Raw genomic sequence first — 17436 nt, forward strand, 5'->3', positions numbered from 1 at the left:
CCGTGCCGCTCACCCCGGTGGCGGCGAGGAGGGCGCCCGCGGTGTTGCGCTGGGTGGCGACGAGCTGGCCGCGCAGCGCCTCCTGGATCCGGTCGCGGTCGCGCGGGTCGACGGTGAAGGCCCGGCCCCGTGCCAGGTCGGGCCGGGCCGCTCGCTGTTCCTCCGTGAGGTCGGTGGGCAGGAGCCGCAGCCAGCGCCCCTCGTCGGTGAGGGCGCCGTCCTCGATCGCGATGCTTCCCGAGGGGCCGTAGACGAGCTGCTGGCTGGTGGAGTCGGTGGCCTTGACGTCCCACACGAGGGTGGTGGCGTCGAGCCAGGTCGCTTCCGAGCGGGAGAGGTCGAGGTCCGGCGTGGTGCGGATGCCCGGCAGGAGGTAGCCGGTGTCGCCGCCGACGAGCCACACCTCCTTGCCGTGGGAGCCGAACTCGAGCGAGCGGTCGCCGGGGACGTCCTTCTCGTCGCCCCGGTGGACGATGTAGCTGAGGGAGGTGGCTCCTTCGGCCAGCGGGACCTCGAAGACCGCGCCGAAGGCGTCGCTGCGGACCGGGGCGAGCGGCCGGGACCAGTCGGTCGGAGCGGCGGCGCCGGTCCAGGTGTGCAGTCCCCAGCCCGTGTAGTCGCCGTCCGGGCGGTAGTAGTGGATGACGGCCTTCCGCTCGTCCTGCGGCGGGTAGACCCCGGCCGGGGCGGTCTCGGACTGGCCGTCGGCGCCGGCCTCGACCCAGACCTCGCCGGTGCGCCGCAGTTCCACGGTCCGCCGGGGCCCGTCCGTCACGCCGTCCTTCTCGACGGTGTAGGGGACGCTGCCGGTGGTGGGGTCGACCTTGACCCAGGCGAACGCGCCGTAGGCGTCGCGGCCGGTGAACTCGGCGGTGGTGCCGCCGGACACGAGCTTCCAGCCGGTGTAGTCCCCCTCGGGGCGCCGGTAGTGGACGACGGCGTAGTCGCGTGCGAAGGCGCTGGGCCGCGTGGGCGCGGCGGGCGCGCCGGCGGTGGAGGCGGCGCTGCTGCTCGCGAGGCGTCCGCGGGCGTCGACGACGACGGCCTTGTAGCGCAGGGGGGTGCTCTCGGGCGTGTCGCCGGGCAGGTTCTGCGTGACCTTGTACGGGGCGTGGTCGGCGGAGCCGAGGACCCGCCAGGGTCCGTCGCCGACCTGGGCGGCGAAGACCACGCGGCTCGTTTCTCCGCCCTGGACGTCGGCGGAGAGTTCGACGGTGCCGGTGGCTCCGGCGGCCGGGGCCTCGAGCGTCAGGGCGGGGGCGGTGCGGGGGGTGTCCAGGGGGCGGCCGGCCTTGAGGACGACCGAGGACAGGGCCGGGACGGTGAGCGTGACCTCACGGTCGGCGTCGCTGCGGACCGCCGTGGTGTGGCCGTGGAGCGGGGTGAAGGAGGTACGGGACGTCCCGGTGCGGAAGGTGACGGTCCGTGGGGTGGTGGCGTTGTTGACCGCGACCAGGTACTCGGTCCGCCGCTTCGGGTCGATCCTGGAGGTGGCGTGGACTCCCGCGGTGCGGGTGTCCGCGTACCGCTCGATCTGCACGCCGTCGCGGAGGGCGGGGTGCTGCTTCGTCAGGCGGGAGAGGGCTGCGATGGAGCGGTAGAGCGGGTGGGTGGTGTCGTAGGAGTCGGTGGCGTGGGTGCGGTCGGTGCCGATGAGGTCGTCGTCGAGGTAGTCGGGGACCTTCGAGGCGAAGAGGGTCTGGCGGGCGTCCTTGTCGCCGCCCGCGCCGGTGAAGCCCTGTTCGTCGCCGGCGTAGACGACGGGGTTGCCGCGGGAGAGGAAGAGGATCTCGTTGGCGAGGCGCGCCCGGTCGAGGAGTTCGCGGTCGTCGGCGCCGGGGTTGTCCTTGCGCAGGAAGCCGCCCAGACGGCCCATGTCGTGGTTGCCGAGGAAGGTGACCTGCTCGTAGGCGTTGGCCTTGTCGGTGGTGTAGCGGTAGTCCTGGGCGAAGACGTCGGCGAGGGCGGACGCCGGGCGGCCGAGGGACACGACGTCGCGGACGGCCTGCTGGAGAGGGAAGTCGAGCGTCGAGTCGAGCCGTCCCCGGGTGACGTAGGGCGCGGTGACGGCGGGGTCGGAGGAGAGGACCTCGCCGAAGATGAGGAAGTCCTCGCGGCCCTGCTTCTTCGCGTACGCGTCGAGGGCGGTGGCCCACTGGGTCCAGAACTCCATGTCGACGTTCTTGACGGTGTCGACGCGGAAGCCGTCGACGGCGAAGTCCCCGACCCATCGCTCGTAGATCTCGGCGAGCCCGCGCACTACCTCGGGGCGTTCGGTCCACAGGTCGTCGAGGCCGGTGTGGTCGCCGTAGAGGCCGCTCTCGCCGACGAAGGTGGAGTCGCCGCGGTTGTGGTACATCGTGGGGTCGTTGAGCCAGGCGGGCTTCTTGGCGTCCTGTTCCGCGGGGGCGGCCACGGGGGTGTAGGGGAGGCCGTCGGCGTCCACGGGGGCGGCGGTCTTCGTGTCGTCGAAGGGGCGGCCGTCCTCGTCGAGGTACGGGTAGGCGCCCTTGCTGCGGTAGGCGTACCGGTTCTCGCCCGACCGGATGACGTCGGCGGTGTGGTTGGTGATGACGTCGAAGAAGACCTTCATGCCCTTGGCGTGGGCGGCGGCGATCAGCTTCCTGAGGTCGTCGTTGGTGCCGAAGTGGGGGTCGACCTGGGTGAAGTCGGTGATCCAGTACCCGTGGTAGCCGGCGGAGGCGTCCTTGCCGGTGCCCTGGACGGGCTTGTTCTTGAAGATCGGCGCCATCCAGATCGCGGTGGTGCCGAGGCCCTTGATGTAGTCGAGCCGCTCGGTCAGGCCCTTGAGGTCGCCGCCCTGGTAGAAGCCCTTGTCGGCGGGGTCGAAGCCGGTCTCCAGACGGGTGCCGGTGAGACCGCCCCGGTCGTTGGAGGCGTCGCCGTTGGCGAAGCGGTCCGGCAGGAGGAAGTAGAACTGCTCGCGGGTGAGGTCGTGCCGGGCGGGCTGCGCGGCGAGTGCCCGGTCCGACGGCGGCGGCGGGGGCCGGTGGTCGGCCGCCGCCGGCGTGGGGGCGGCGACGGCCGTCGCCATCAGCGCGACGGCGGTGGCGAGGGCGACGCGCGCTCCGGGGCGTGCGAGGGCGGACGCGATGCGCGGTGCGGCGGAAGTGGGGGTGGCTGGCTCGTGCACGTCTGGGTCCCTTCCAGAGGGGCGGTTCAGTGGGTGGGCGGTTGGACGCCTGTCGCGCCCAGGAGAGCGCCGTCGGCGGCCCGCTGGGTGGCGATCAGCTGTCCTCGTCGCGCCTCGGCGGCTCGGTCGAGGTCGCGGGGATCGAGGGCGAAGGCCGACCAGCCCTCGTACCGGGGATGGCGTGCTCGCTGGTCGGCGGTGAGGACGGTGGGGGTGAGACGCAGCCACCGGCCCTCGTCGGAGAGGGCCCCGTCGGCGAGCGTGATCCCGCCGGGGGCGTAGACGAGTTGTTGACTGGCGACTCCGGTGCCGGTGCCGCGCCAGACGACGGTGGTGTCGTCGAGCCAGGCGGCGTCGCTGCGGCTCAGGTCGAGCGGGAAGGCTCCGGCGAGGGAGGGCGACAGGTAGGCGGGGTCTCCGGCGAGGCGCCAGACCTCGCGGCCGTGGAGGCGGAAGTCGAGGGCTTCGTCGGCGGGGACGTCCTTCTCCTCCTTCTTGTGGAGGATGTAGCTCAGGGAGCCGGCTCCCTCACCGAGGGGGACCTCGAAGACGAGGCCGAAGGCGTCGCGGCGCGCGGGCCGGATCGGGTCGTTCCATTCGGGCGGGTGGGCGGCGCCGGTCCAGGCGTGCAGTCCCCACCCGTCGTAGTCGCCGTCGGGCCGGTGGTAGTGGATCACGGCCTTGCCCGGGTCCTGGGGGGCCTCGGCGGCGGGGCGGACGGCGTCGACGAGGGTGGTGCCCTGGTGGGTCCAGACCTCGCCGGCCGCGGTGACGTCGAGGACGCGTTCGGGACCGTCGGGGACGCCGTCCTTCTCCACGGTGAAGGAGAGGCTCGTCGTTCCCTCGGGCGGGGTCACCCACGCGAAGGCGCCGTACGCGTCCCGGCCGGCGAACTCCGCGGTGACGGAACCGGTGCGCAGCCGCAGGCCGTCGTGGTCGCCGTCGGACCGCCGGTAGTGCACGACGAGGTGCCGGCGTTCCGCCTTCGGCCTGGCCGGGGACGGGTTCTCTCCGGTCGTGGTGGCGCCGAGGGCGGCGGCGGTGCGGCCGGAGCCGTCCACGGCGACGGCCTTGTAGCGGACCGTGGTGCCGGCGGGCGTGTCACCGGGCAGGTTCTGCGTGACCTTGTACGGGGCGTGGTCGGCGGAGCCGAGGACCCGCCAGGGTCCGTCGCCGACCTGGGCGGCGAAGACCACCCGGCTGAGGGGGTCTCCGGAGACGGCCGCGCCGATCTCCACGGTGCCGCGGGCGCCGGCCGGGGGGACGGAGAGGGTGAGGGCGGGCGCGGCCGGGCCGCGGGGAAGCGGGGTGCGGGCCTTGAGGACGACGGCCGACAGGGCGGGCACGGTGACGGTCGCGATGCCGGTGGGTCCGCTGCGCAGGGGGCCGCGGGTGCCGTAGAGGGGGAGGAGGTCCTGGTGGGCGGCGCCGGTGGGGACGGCGGCGGTGCGGGGTTCCTCGGCGTTGTTGACGGCGACGAGGTACTCGGTGCGGTCCCGGGGGTCGACGCGGGAGAAGGCGTAGACGCCCTGTCCGTCGGCGACGTGGCGCTCGATCTGGACGCCGTCGCGCAGTGCGGGGTGGTGCTTGGTGAGGCGGGAGAGCCGGGCGATCGCGCGGTAGAGGGGGTGGCTCGGCTCGTAGGCGTCGGTGGCGTGGGTGCGGTCGGTGCCGATGAGGTCGTCGTCGAGGTAGTCGGGGACCCGCGAGGCGAAGAGGGTCTGGCGGGCGTCGGCGTCGCCGCCGGCGCCGGTGAAGCCCTGTTCGTCGCCGGCGTAGACGACGGGGTTGCCGCGGCTCAGGAGGAGCAGTTCGTGGGCGAGCCGGTCGCGGCGGAGCAGTTCGGCGTCGGTGGCGCCGGAGTTGTCCTGGGTGAGGAAGGCGCCGATGCGGCCCATGTCGTGGCTGCCGAGGAAGGTGACCTGTTCGTAGGCGTTGGCCTTGTCGGTGGTGTAACGGTGGTCCTGGGCGAGGACGTGCGCGAGGTCTCCGGCCGGTCCGCCGCGCGAGACGTAGTTGCGCACGGCGGCCTGGAGCGGGAAGTCGAGCGTCGAGTCGAGCCGTCCCCGGGTGACGTACGGGGCGGTGATCGTCGCGTCGGCGGAGAAGGCCTCGGCGAACATGAAGAAGTCCTCGCGGCCCCGTGTCGCGGCGTAGGCGTCGAGTGCGGTGGCCCACTGGGTCCAGAACTCCATGTCGACGTTCTTGGCGGTGTCGACGCGGAAGCCGTCGACGGCGAAGTCCTCGACCCACTTCTCGTAGATCTTCTTCATGCCCTCGACGACCTCGGGGCGTTCGGTCCACAGGTCGTCGTGGCCGAAGAAGTCCCCGTTGAGGCCGCTCTCGCCGACGAAGGTGGAGTCACCGCGGTTGTGGTACATCGTGGGGTCGTTGAGCCAGCCGGGAACCTTGGTCCGTCCTGTGGCGACGGGGGTGTACGGGAAGGAGTCGGCGTCGACCGGGGGGCTCTCGGCGGTGTCGTCGAAGGGGCGGCCGTCCTTGTCGAGGTAGGGGAACGCGCCCTTGGGGCGGTAGCCGTACTTCTTCTCGGCGTAGTCGACGGTGTCGGCGGTGTGGTTGGTGATGACGTCGAAGAAGACCTTCATGCCCTTGGCGTGGGCGGCGGCGACCAGTGTCCTCAGGTCCTCGTTGGTGCCGAAGTGCGGGTCGACCCGGGTGAAGTCGGTGATCCAGTACCCGTGGTAGCCGGCCGTGGCGTCCTTCGCGTCCCCCCTGATCTGGACGGGGATGTTGGTGAAGACGGGGGCCAGCCACAGGGCGGTGGTGCCGAGGCCCTTGATGTAGTCGAGCCGCTGGGTCAGGCCCTTGAGGTCGCCGCCCTGGAAGAACTTCTTCTCGGTGGGGTCGAAGCCGGTCTCCAGACGGGTTCCGGTGAGCCCGCCACGGTCGTTGGTGGTGTCGCCGTTGGCGAAACGGTCGGGCAGGGCCAGGTAGAACTGTTCGCGGGTCAGGTCGTGTCGGGCGGGCTGCGCGGCGAGCGCCCGGTCCGACGGGGGCGGTGGGGGCGACGACGGTGCCGGTGTCGTGGACGCCGTCGTCGGCGTGCCGGTGAGGGCCGTCGCCAGGAGGGCGGCCGCCAGGGTCATGGCGGAGCGCCGGAGAGGTCCGGTCACGGGTGTGCTGCTCCTCGGGAGCGTGGACGGGCGTGCGTACGGAAGGGGTGGCCGGGCCCGGCGCGGCCCGGCGCCGGGGAGGCGGAAGCGGCTCGGCGGGGCGCCGGCCGGGGCGCAGCGGCGGACGGGGCTCAGCGGCGGACGGTTCCGTCGGCGGGTCGGACGTCCCCGTCGGCGGGTCGGGCGTCCCCGTCGGCAGGGCGGTCGTCGGACGTCCGCGGGTGCCGGTCCGCGTACCAGCGGACCGTGTCGGCGAGGGCCGTGGCGAAGTCGGCCCGGGGCTCGTAGCCCAGTTCCCGCCGGATGCGGGTGTCGTCCACCGCGTACCGCTGGTCGTGGCCCTTGCGGTCCGTCACCCTGACGATCCGGTCGGGCCGGGCACCGCAGAGCCGGAGGAGGCGGTGGGTCAGGTCCAGGTTGGTCAGGGAGGTCCCGCCGCCGATGTTGTAGATCCGGCCGGGGCGTCCGCCGTTCCTGACCAGTTCGACGGCGGTGACGTGGTCCTCCACGTGGAGCCAGTCCCGGACCTGGGAGCCGTCGCCGTACAGGGGCACGTCCTGGCCGCTCAGGAGGGCGGTGACGAAGCGGGGGATCAGCTTCTCGGGGTGCTGGCGCGGTCCGAAGTTGTTGGAGCAGCGGGTGATCCGGACGTCCAGGCCGTGGGTGGCGTGGTAGGCGAGTGCCATCAGGTCCGCGGCGGCCTTGGAGGCCGAGTAGGGCGAGCTGGGCCGGAGCGGGGCGTCCTCCGCGGCAGCGCCCTCGGCGATGGAGCCGTACACCTCGTCGGTGGAGATCTGCACGAAGGTCCGTACCCCGTGCCGGACGGCCGCGTCCAGGAGGGTCTGCGTGCCCAGGACGTTGGTGCGGACGAAGAGCGAACCGTTCTCGATCGACCGGTCGACGTGGGACTCGGCCGCGAAGTGCACGATCTCGTCGTGTCCGGGCACGATCCGGTCGACGAGCGCCGCGTCGGTGACGCTGCCGTGGACGAACCGGAAGAGCCGGTGGTCGCGCACCGGGTCGAGATGGACGGGGCCTGCCGCGTAGGTCAGGGCGTCGAGGACGGTCACGGAGACCCCCGGCGGCCCGTCGGGGCCGAGGAGCCGCAGGACGTGGGCCGAGCCGATGAATCCGGCGCCGCCGCTGACGAGTATGCGTCGGGTCATGGATGGAGCTGCACCTTGCTGTGGTCGCCGAGGACGAGGCGGTGGGCGTACGGGAATCGGGGGGCCGCCACGACGGCGTCACGGCCGATGAAGGAGCGCTCGATGCGGCCGGCGCACTCGACGTCCGCCCCGTCGAGGAGGACCGAGGCCTCGATCGAGCTGTCGTGGACGCGGCAGTTGGCGCCGATCGAGGTGTAGGGGCCGATGACGGCGTTGCTGATGACGCTGCCCGGGCCGATGACGACGGGTCCGGTGATCCGCGATCCCCGGACCACGGCCCCCTCGCCGAGGCTGACGCGGCCCACGACGGCGCTGTCCGGGTCCACCTTTCCGTCGAGCCGCCCGCTCAGACCGTCCAGGACGTGGCGGTTCACCTCCAGCATGTCGTCGACGCTGCCGGTGTCGCGCCACACGGAGGTGGTCTCCTCGGCGCGGACGTCCTGCCCGTCGTCGATCAGCCACTGGACCGCGTGGGTGATCTCCAGTTCGCCCCGGGCGGAGGGGCGGATGGCTCGTACCGCCTCGTGCAGCGCGGGGGTGAAGGCGTAGACGCCGATGAGGGCGAGGTCGCTGCGCGGGTACGCGGGCTTCTCCTCCACCCGCGTCACGCGGCCGGTCGCCTCGACCTCCGCCACGCCGAAGGCGCTGGGGTCGGGAACGGAGGTGACGAGCAGTCGGGCGGCGGCGGGGTGGAGCGTCGCGTGGGCAATGAAGTCCCTTACGCCGTCCTGGAGGTAGTTGTCGCCCAGGTAGACGAGGAAGTCGTCGTCGGCGAGGAAGGCGCGGGCGGTGGACACGGCGTGGGCGAGGCCCAGCGGGCGGCTCTGGCTGATGTACGTGACGTCGAGCCCGAAGGGGCCGCCGTCGCCGACGGCCCGTCGGATGTCGTCCGCGTAGTCGCCCACGACGAGGCCCACCTCGCTGATGCCGGCGTCGGCGATGGACTCCAGTCCGTAGAAGAGCACCGGCTTGTTGGCGATCGGCAGGAGCTGCTTGGTCCCGGAGTGGGTGAAGGGGCGCAGTCGACTGCCGGTCCCGCCGGCCAGGACCAGGGCTTTCACCTCGGCTGCCTTCGGTCGGGTGCGGCCTGACGATGTCTGTGCACGGTCCCTCCTCGCTCTTCGAGGCCCTTGTCGGCGGTCGCACCGGCGACTCAAGCAGAGCCGCGCCCCGGACTGCAAGCCATGTCTGAAAGTTTCTGAAATCTCTTGCTACCCCTCGTCCGAAAGTGCTTCACTCGCACATCGGAACGATCAACTGGCTTTCCACGCACTTCAGTTCGTCCGACCCATGGGGGCACAGGTGGCAGGTCACCAGCGAGAACTGCTGGTCAGAGAGGCACGGCATCTGGCTCCTGGCGCCTCCGAGGAGGCCGCGCTCGCCAGGCGCGTCTTCGCGGACGGACGGGGGGCCGTCCTCACGGACCTCGACGGCAACCAATATCTGGATTTCGCCGCCGGCACGCTCACGCAGTCGCTGGGACACACCCATCCGGAGGTCGTCGCGGCACTGACCCGCCAGGCCGAGCGGCTGTGGAACGTGCACGACAGCGCCACCCCCGAACGGGCCGCCTTCTTCGAGCTGTTGGCGCGGCTGCTGCCCGAACACCTCGACACGTACGCGCTGTTCTCCACCGGCGCCGAAGTGGTGGAGGCCGCACTCCGGGTCGTCCAGTCCACGGCCGAGCCGGGCCGCAACCGCATCGGCGCGCTGCGGCACGGCTTCCACGGCAAGACCATGGGCGCCCGCATGCTGGTCCACTGGGACGTCGGCCATCAGGCCTTCGCCGGTAACAGCGTCCTCGGCTACGCGCCGTACTGCTACCGATGTCCGCTGGAACTGGAGTACCCCGCCTGCGACGTCCGGTGCGCCGCCCTCGTCGACCGGCACATCGCGTCGAAGCCGAACGTCTCCGCCCTGGTCTTCGAGCCGGTGCTCGGCGCGGCGGGAGTCATCGTGCCGCCCCCCGGCTACTGGGAGCGCGTCTCGGAGGCCTGCCGCGACAACGGCGTCCTCCTGGTCGCCGACGAGGTGGCGACCGGCGGCGGCCGGACGGGAGCCTTCCTCGCCTCCGAGCTCATGGGCGTGGAGCCGGACCTCGTGGCGATGTCGAAGGGGATGGCGAACGGCTTCCCCTTCGCCGTCCTCGCGGGACGGCACGACCTGCTGCACTCCCCCGCCGCCGCCCCGCCCGGTGCCTACGCGTCCACCTACGCCGGAAACCCCCTGGGCATAGCCGCCGCGCGGGCGACGCTCGAGGTCGTGGAGCGGGACCGGCTCATCGGCCGGGTCCGGGTGCTGGGAGACCGGCTGGGCGAGCAGCTCGCCTCCCTGCACGCCCGGTTCGACGTGCTCGGCGAGGTCCGGGGCGTCGGCCTGCTCCACGGCCTCGAGTTCGTCCGCGACCGCGCCACCCGCGCCCCGGCCCCCGAAACGGCCCGCGCCGTGTACGCCGCCGCCCTCGACCTGGGGCTCCGTACGTCGGTCGGCGGCCACATCATCCGGCTCGCGCCCCCCTTCACGCTGGACGAGGCGCTCCTCGACGAAGGCGTGCGGATCCTCGGGCAGGCCCTCGAACGGGTGGTGACGGCGTGATCGTCGCCGAACGGCTCACCAAGGACTTCCGCGTCGCCGAGCGGCGGCCGGGTCTCCTCGGCAGCCTCTCCACCCTCCTCACCCGCGAGTACCGGACCGTGCGCGCCGTGGACGGCATCTCCTTCCGCCTCCGCGCCGGCTCCAAGACCGCGTACATCGGCGCCAACGGGGCCGGCAAGTCGACCACGATCAAGATGCTCACCGGCATCATGACCCCCACCTCCGGCCGGTGCCTGGTGAACGGCGTCGAGCCCTACCGGCAGCGCCGGGACAACGCCCGCTCGATCGGCGTGGTCTTCGGGCAGCGCAGCCAGCTGTGGTGGGACCTCTCCGTGCCGGACTCCTTCCAGATCCTGCGCAGGATCTACGGGATACCGGACGCGGTGTACGAGCGGAACCTGGCGCTCTACCGCGAGCTCCTCGACATCGACGCCCTGGGGACCACCCCGGTGCGCCAGTTGAGCCTGGGGCAGCGGATGCGGGCCGAGATCGCGGCGAGCCTGCTGCACGACCCGAAGGTCGTCTTCTGGGACGAGCCCACGATCGGCCTGGACATGGTGCTCAAGGAGGCCGTCCGCACCCTCGTCAACCGCGCCAACGCCGAACTGGGCACGACCGTGCTGCTCACCAGCCACGACCTCTCCGACATCTCGGCCATCTGCGACGACGCGCTCGTCGTGGACGGCGGCAGGGTCGTGCACGAGGGAACGCTCCACGAGCTGCTGCGCCGCGCCGACCGCCGGTCGGTCGTCTTCGACCACCGCGGCGGTCCCGGCGTGGCGGACACCGTGCACCGCATCGAGACGGGACTCCCGGGCGCCACGGCGGGCCTCACCAACGAGGGACGGATCCGGGTCGACTACCCCGCGGAGTCCTTCACCTCCCGGCACGTGCTCGGGTTCCTCCTGGACCACTTCGAGCTCGCCGACTGCTACGCCCCCGAGCCCGACCTGGAGACCGTGCTCCGCCAGACCTACCGGGGCGGCGTCCCCGCCGCGCGGGACGGCGGTGCCGGGTGAGGGCCCCGCTGCGCGCCGGCGCCTACGTGCCCTTCGCCACCAGCGGGCTGCAGTCCCTCCTGCAGTACCGCTCCACCTTCCTGATCACCGGCGTCACCGCCGCGGCGGGCGCCGCCGTCACCGTCTTCCTGTGGCGCGCGGTCTACGCCGGCTCGCCGGGCCCCGGGCCCGGCGGCTTCACCCCGGCGGGCGTCACCACCTACCTGGTGGTCGCCCAGGTCCTGGCCGTGGTCCACGCGAACCGGGTCGACGACGAGGTCGCGGCCGAGGTCTACCGCGGCGACATCGCGGTGATGCTCGTGCGCCCCGTGAGCTACCCCCTGGTCCGCTTCGCCGCCTGTCTCCCCGTGATCGCCGCCAACGCGCTCCTCGTGGGCGTCCCGCTGCTCGTGCTCTTCGCCGCCCTCGTCCCGCTGACCGCCCCCACGCCGGTGGACGCGGCGCTCTTCGTCCTGTCCACCGTCTTATCGACGGTCATCGCCTTCTGCGTGAACCTGCTGACCGGCATGGCCGGGTTCGTCACCACCAACACCTGGGGCGTCCGCATGGTCAAGCAGGGGATCGTCGCCTTCTTCGCGGGCCAGATGGTCCCCCTGGCCCTGCTGCCCGCCCCCCTGCACGCCCTGGCGATGGTCCTGCCCTTCCGCGCCATGGCGGACGGACCCCTCACCCTGCTGCTCGGCCGGTACGAGGGGGTCGGCGGGGCGTCCGCCGTCCTCGGCCACCAGCTCGGCTGGGCCGTGGGGCTCGTCCTGCTGTGCGCCGTGCTGTGGCGCGCCGCGGCGAGCCGGCTGGAGGTGCTGGGCGGATGAACCGGACCCTCGGCGGCCATCTGCGCCTGGCCCTCTTCCTCGGCGGCGTGGGCCTGCACCGGCTCACCGCGTACCGTCTCGACTTCCTCCTCGGCTCCGGGGCCTTCCTCGTCCGGGTGGGACTCCAGACCCTGGCGGTGGGCGTGGTCTTCACCCACGTCCCGGCCGTCGCCGGCTGGTCCTACCACCAGGTGCTCTTCCTCCTCGGCTGCTCCCTGCTGCCGCGCGGGCTCGACCACCTCTTCACCGACCAGCTGTGGGAGCTGAGCCGCAAGCTGATCCAGCGGGGCGAGTTCTACCGCTATCTGATCCGTCCGGTGAACCCTCTCTTCTCGCTCCTGTCGGAACGTTTCTTCCACCCGGACGGATTCGGCGAACTGGCCGTCGGCGCCGTCCTGGTGCTCTGGTCCGGAGCCGAGCTGGGGCTCGACCCCACCGCCCTGCAGTGGGCGCTCGTGGTGCCGCTGATCCTCTGCGGAGCGCTCGTCCACGCCGCCGTGAAGCTCTTCTTCGCGTCCCTGTCGTTCTGGACGGTGACCAGCATGCCGGCGATGCAGACGGCCACCCAGGTGTCCGAGTTCGCCGGCTATCCGCTCGACCTGTACCACCCGTCGCTGCGGATGCTCCTCACCTGGGTGCTGCCCTTCGCCTTCACGTCGTACGCACCGGCCGTCTACCTGCTGCACGGCTCCACCGGGCTGATCCGGTGGCTTCCGGTCGTGACCGGCCTTTCCCTGCTCGCCGCGCTGTCGCTCTGGCGGCGTGGCCTTTCCAGATACGAGATGACCGGGAGTTGACGAACTGCGTGACCAGCGACACCCAGCTCCATGAACTGCTGCGCGGCGCGGCCTGGCTACCGGACGACGTCCGCCGGGCCGACCGCTACGCGCCGATCGACGAGGCCCCCCTCGGCTCCGGCACCACGCTGTTCGTGGTGTCCGTCGTCGGCGGCCCGGCGCACGGCAGGCTCCTCTTCGCCCCCGCCCACAGGGACGGGACGGGCCGCCTGGCGGACGCCCAGGGCTCCGAGGGCTTCGACCTCGCCTGTGTGCGGCTGATGACGGCCGGAGGCCGGATCCGCACCGCCCGCGGCGGTCACGTCGACTTCCGCGGCGGCGGACCGGCCGCCCGCGCGGTCTCGCCGCTCCCCTTCGCCCAGGGCTGGTCCTCGAACTCCCTCTCGCTGCTCGACATCGACGGCCGCCCCCACCTCCACAAGACCTACCGCTCCCTCGGTGCCGAGGTGCGGGAGCCCGAGCTGCTGCGTCTGCTGGACGGCTGCGCCCACACGCCCCGGTGGTTCGGCGACTACGGCTACGTGCCTCCGGGCGGGGCGGAGCGACTGGCGCTCGGGGTGGTCTACGCGTACGCGCCGGGCAGCGGGATCGACACCCCGCTGCGCGCGAACCTGCGCGCGCTCTGGCCCGGCCTGACGGGTTCCCAGGCATCCGCTCCCCACCGCGCCGGCGGCGGGGCCGGGGACCTGGAGGGCCTCGTCCGGGACCACCTCGCTCCCCTCGCCGCCCCCCTTCGCACGGCCCGCTCGTTCCTCGGCGGATTCCACGAGGAGCTGCGCACCCGCCTCGGCCGGGGGACTCCCCCGCCGGACTACCCCGTCGAGCGCGCCCTGCGCGCCGCCGAGGAGCGGTGCGGCGCGCTCGCCGAGCGGGCCGGCCGGGAGGCGCTCCTCCCCGCGGCCGCCCTGGACTCCGCCTTCGGCTCCCTCGCCCGGGAGATCGCGCTGCTGCGGACCGCGTTCGACGACGCCGGCCCGCACCCCGCGGGGCCCTGCCACGGCGACCTCCACCTGTCGCACCTGCTGTGGGACCCGCCGCGGCTCATCGACATCTCCACTCCGAGCACGGGCCCGGACGACCCCGGCTGGGCCGAGCAGTCCCCGCTGCAGGACCTGGTAGCGCTGGAACGCGCCCTGGAGTACTTCGGCGCCGACGAGGCCGCGTACGAGAGCGCCCGGCTCCTGGGCGTCGACCCGACGCAGACGATGCTCGCCTCGCTCGACGGCGGCGCCGGCCTGCCGCCGCGCGAGCGGTCCGTGCTCCTGCTCGTGTTCGAGGCGGCGGACACATGGCGCCGGCACGTCGCCGGCCTGCTGCTCGCGCCCGCCGGCTCCGACGGGGCCCCCGCCGGGCCCGGCCTCCCCGACGAGCCCTTGCGGCGGCTGCTCTACCTGCGCCGGCTGCTGCACGAACTGGACTACAACTTCGCGCACGCCCGGCCCTACCACGCCGCGATCGACCTGCGCCACGCCATGGCGCTCGGTCTCCCCTCCCCGCTCTCCCGCACCCTGACCACGAGGACCTGACGTGAGTGACGTGACCGACGAACCGCTGCACGTCATCGAGACGTACTTCGAATGCTGCGGGTTCGACCACACCTTCCTCCAGGGCGGCACCTCGGTGTACCTCTGGAACCTCTCCCGCGCCTTCGCCCGCAAGGGCCACCGGGTGTCCATCGTGACGCCCGCCCACGGGCGCCTCGACGACCTGCGCCGCCGCCACACGGTCGAGGACCTCGACTACGAGGACCGCTACACCCTCCCCCTCGTCCTCGACCCCGAGGTGTGGCGCGGGTTCCCGGCCGAGGTGCCCGTGGCGCTGCGCACCACGGCGCACCGGATACGCCTGGAGGGCGTCGACCTCTACTTCCTGTCGAACGACCACCTGGACCGGCTGCCCGACACCTTCTACCCGCCGTACTCGGCGAAGGGCCGGGACCTCACCTTCTTCAAACCGCTGGTCTTCCAGGTCGACAGCGTGCGCTTCCTGCGCGGCTGGTTCGGCGACGAGCGGGCGATCGTCCACGCCCACGAGCCCTACTACCACTACCTGCTGCCGCCGGCACTGAGCGGCGACCCGCTGAAGAGCGTGGTCACCACCGTCCAGAGCAACATGCCGATCACCAAGAAGGTGTACGGCCCCGAGGTCCGCAGGCTCCTCGAACTCCTCGGCGCGCCGCCGCTGCCGGACGAGGAGCCGTCGCTTCCGGCCGGTGAGCGCGAGGCCCAGCGCCAGTACCAGACGCGTACCCACCTGCACTACGAGTACCCGGCCGACCACCTCACCGTCTACGGTCTGGTCGCCGACCACTCCGACCGGATCGACTTCCTCTGCCCCGGCCAGCGGGACTTCTACAACGGGTTCCGCGACACCCCGTTCGAGGAGCTGTTCGCGGCGCTGCCGGTCTCCCGGACGGTCCGCCGCAACGCGCACAAGCAGTTCGTCGGCGGCTGTGCGATCTCGGACGGCTGGCTCGCCTCGGACCCGGACGCGGTGGACCGGGACGCCGTCCTCTCCGGGCTCGGCCTGGACCCGTCCCTGCCGACGTTCTTCCACAACGCCCGCTACGCGGTCCACCACAAGGGCCAGGTCGAACTGGTCCGGGCGATCGACCGGGTCCTCACCGAGGGTCTCGCGGCCAATTTCGTCCTGCGGTGCATCACCGGCACCGGCATCGACGACCCGTACTTCCACGACGTCGCCGAACGTCACAAGGGCCGGGTGCACCTGGAGTGGGAACGGGTCGACGAGAGCCGGGTCTTCGCCTACGCCGCCTCCGCCGACTTCTGCGTGTTCCCGTCCAAGTTCGAGATGGACACCTTCCTCATCGCCCAGGGCGAGGCCATGGCGTGCGGGGCGGTGCCGGTGGCCACAGCCCAGTGGGGCATGGCCCACTTCCGGCACGCCGACGAGGGCGCGACGCGGACCGGCTTCTCGGTCAACCGGTCGTTCGCCGAGGACGACGCGCTCCTCGTCGACGGGCTCGCCGACCGCTTCCACCGGGCCGTGCGCCTCTTCCACGACGAGCCCGACGAGTACCGGGCCCTGTCGGCCCGCGCCCGGGAGGTGGCACGCGCCTTCACCTGGGACCACTGCGCCGATCTCCACCTGGAGGTCTTCCGGGACCTCTGGCACGGGGTCACGCCCCGGCCGACGGCGGACACGGCCCTGCGGCACGGCTGGTTCGACGTCCTGCCGTCCCGCACCTGGGAGGAGCGCCCCCGGGAGGTGCTCGACGCGGCCGTGGCGGCCGGTGACCTGGCCGCCGCCGAGCGGCTGGGTCCCGTCGCCTCGGCCCTGGCCCTCCGGTTCTTCGACGCCGCCTGGGAGCGCGCCGACTTCACCGTGTGCGAGGAGGTGGCGGGACGGTGGCCGGACGCGATACCCCCGGAGCGGGTGGCCCGCCTCGACGACCGGTGCGCGCCCCACGGCGAGGGCCTGCGGTACCGGCTCGCCCACGCGGAGCGCGTCGAGCTGGTCGTCCCCGGCGTCCGGGATCCCGGGGGCCGGGCGGAGGCGGAGATCACCGAGTGGGCCCGCGGGGCGGCCGGGGAGTTCGTCGGCGCCGCTCCGCCGGCGGGCACGGCCGCCCGGCTGCTCCTGACCCTTTCGAACGGCCGGATCGCCTGGGACGAGGTGCGTCGTGGCTGAGTTCGACACCGTCCGCACCGTCCTGCTCGCCGGCGGCCGGGGCGAGCGCATGGGGCGGCTCGGGACGGGCCGGCTGAAGCCGCTCGTGCCGTACGGCGGCGCCTGCCGGCTCATCGACTTCAGCCTGGCGAACGCCCGCGACTCCGGCCTCGGAGAGGTGCTCCTGCTCTCGCAGTACGAGGAACGCCTCCTGATGGACGACCTGCACTCCGCCTGGAACGGCGCGTCGCCCGGCTTCCGGGTCCACTTCGGGCCGTACGACGCGGCGTACCGCGCCGCGGGCGAGGAGCTGCCCCCACGGCTTCCCGACCGCACCTGGCCCCTGGAGAAGGGGACGGCCGACGCCCTCATCCGCAAGGGGGAGTACATCTTCGGCCCCCGGACCGAGCACGTGATGGTGCTCCACGCCGACCACGTCTACCGCTTCGACTACGGCCCGCTGATCCGCCGGCACATCGCCTCGCGGGCGGCGCTCACCATCGCCTACCAGCGGATCGACCCGCGCTGGGTCCACCTCTTCGGCATGGTCGCGTTCGACCGGGACGGCTCCCTGACCACCTTCGTGGAGAAGCCCGAACACCCCACGTCCGACCTGGTGTTCGCCGCCTTCTGCGTGTTCGACGCCACGGTGCTCCGGCGGTACCTGGAGGAGCTGGAGGGCACGGACTGGCAGCACGACATCAGCCGGGACGTGATCCCGGCGATGCTCGCGGCCGGGGAACGGATCCGGGGGCACCGCGTCGAGGGCCACTGGGAGGACATCGGCACGGTGGAGCGCTACCACCGCGCGCATCTCGCGATGACCCGCCCCGACGCCGGCCTGCCGGTCCAGGCCCTGCCCTGGACCATCTCGCCCTATCTGCACCGGCGTTGGGTCGACTCGCCGGGCGTCCGCCGCTCCGTGGTCCCCTTCGACATGGTCAGCCGGGGACACGTCGAGGACAGCGTCCTCTTCCCCGGTGTCCGGATCGGCGAGGGGGCGCGGGTGCGGCGCAGTGTGGTGCTGCCCGGCGCCGTCGTGCCCGACGGAGCCGACGTCGACTCCGCGGTCGTCCTGGAGAACGGCTTCGTCCAGCACGTCGAACCCGCACCGAACGCCGCACGCTGA

9 protein-coding genes and 2 pseudogenes are annotated in these 17436 nt (G+C 72.7%); 7 read left to right on the top strand and 4 right to left on the bottom strand.

All coding sequences use genetic code 11. From position 1 onward, the window contains the following. Window positions 1-10 precede the first annotated feature (10 nt). The 4 genes and pseudogenes from K7G60_RS22075 to K7G60_RS22090 form a co-directional block, all read right to left on the bottom strand. Window positions 11-3055, bottom strand: a pseudogene (locus K7G60_RS22075) (alpha-amylase family glycosyl hydrolase); the annotation flags it as partial. Window positions 3056-3195: 140 nt separating this feature from the next. Further along, a pseudogene (locus K7G60_RS22080) lies at window positions 3196-6261 on the bottom strand (alpha-amylase family glycosyl hydrolase); the annotation flags it as partial. A 158-nt stretch (window positions 6262-6419) separates the two neighbouring features. Next, complete coding sequence (rfbB, locus tag K7G60_RS22085) at window positions 6420-7454, bottom strand: dTDP-glucose 4,6-dehydratase (RefSeq protein WP_225802669.1); 1035 nt, start codon at window positions 7452-7454, stop codon at window positions 6420-6422. Beyond that, window positions 7451-8515: a glucose-1-phosphate thymidylyltransferase gene (locus K7G60_RS22090; protein WP_225802670.1), complete on the bottom strand. Its 1065-nt coding sequence runs from the start codon at window positions 8513-8515 to the stop codon at window positions 7451-7453. Before K7G60_RS22090 ends, rfbB begins: the two co-directional genes overlap by 4 nt. A gap of 241 nt (window positions 8516-8756) precedes the next feature. Between K7G60_RS22090 and K7G60_RS22095 the strand changes: the two genes are divergently transcribed. From K7G60_RS22095 to K7G60_RS22125, 7 genes are read left to right on the top strand one after another with little or no spacing between them, the layout of a single operon-like run. Next, entirely contained in the window at window positions 8757-10049 is a 1293-nt protein-coding gene (locus K7G60_RS22095) for an aspartate aminotransferase family protein (RefSeq protein WP_225802671.1), read from the top strand. Then, entirely contained in the window at window positions 10046-11068 is a 1023-nt protein-coding gene (locus K7G60_RS22100; RefSeq protein WP_225802672.1) for an ATP-binding cassette domain-containing protein, read from the top strand. Before K7G60_RS22095 ends, K7G60_RS22100 begins: the two co-directional genes overlap by 4 nt. Beyond that, a complete protein-coding gene (locus K7G60_RS22105; protein WP_225802673.1) occupies window positions 11065-11880 on the top strand; it encodes an ABC-2 family transporter protein in 816 nt (271 codons plus the stop codon). The genes K7G60_RS22100 and K7G60_RS22105 overlap by 4 nt, the downstream gene beginning before the upstream one ends. Next, on the top strand, window positions 11877-12677 hold the full coding sequence (locus K7G60_RS22110; protein WP_225802674.1) for an ABC transporter permease: 801 nt from the start codon (window positions 11877-11879) through the stop codon (window positions 12675-12677). The genes K7G60_RS22105 and K7G60_RS22110 overlap by 4 nt, the downstream gene beginning before the upstream one ends. An 8-nt stretch (window positions 12678-12685) precedes the next feature. Next, window positions 12686-14203, top strand: coding sequence for a phosphotransferase (locus K7G60_RS38895; protein WP_308081834.1), 1518 nt, complete (start codon window positions 12686-12688; stop codon window positions 14201-14203). A 1-nt stretch (window position 14204) separates the two neighbouring features. Continuing rightward, window positions 14205-16328, top strand: a complete 2124-nt coding sequence (locus K7G60_RS22120) for a glycosyltransferase (protein ID WP_225802675.1) — start codon at window positions 14205-14207, stop codon at window positions 16326-16328. Next, on the top strand, window positions 16321-17436 hold the full coding sequence (locus K7G60_RS22125; protein ID WP_225802676.1) for a sugar phosphate nucleotidyltransferase: 1116 nt from the start codon (window positions 16321-16323) through the stop codon (window positions 17434-17436). Before K7G60_RS22120 ends, K7G60_RS22125 begins: the two co-directional genes overlap by 8 nt.

Origin of the sequence: Streptomyces sp. NK15101 (assembly GCF_020400725.1) — a bacterium.
Classification (GTDB): domain Bacteria; phylum Actinomycetota; class Actinomycetes; order Streptomycetales; family Streptomycetaceae; genus Streptomyces.

What these genes read in the sequence shown, in the direction of transcription:
- rfbB (WP_225802669.1), bottom strand. Translation starts at nt 7,454, where the DNA reads ATGACCCGACGCATACTCGTCAGCGGCGGCGCCGGATTCATCGGCTCG.
- K7G60_RS22110 (WP_225802674.1), top strand. Translation starts at nt 11,877, where the DNA reads ATGAACCGGACCCTCGGCGGCCATCTGCGCCTGGCCCTCTTCCTCGGC.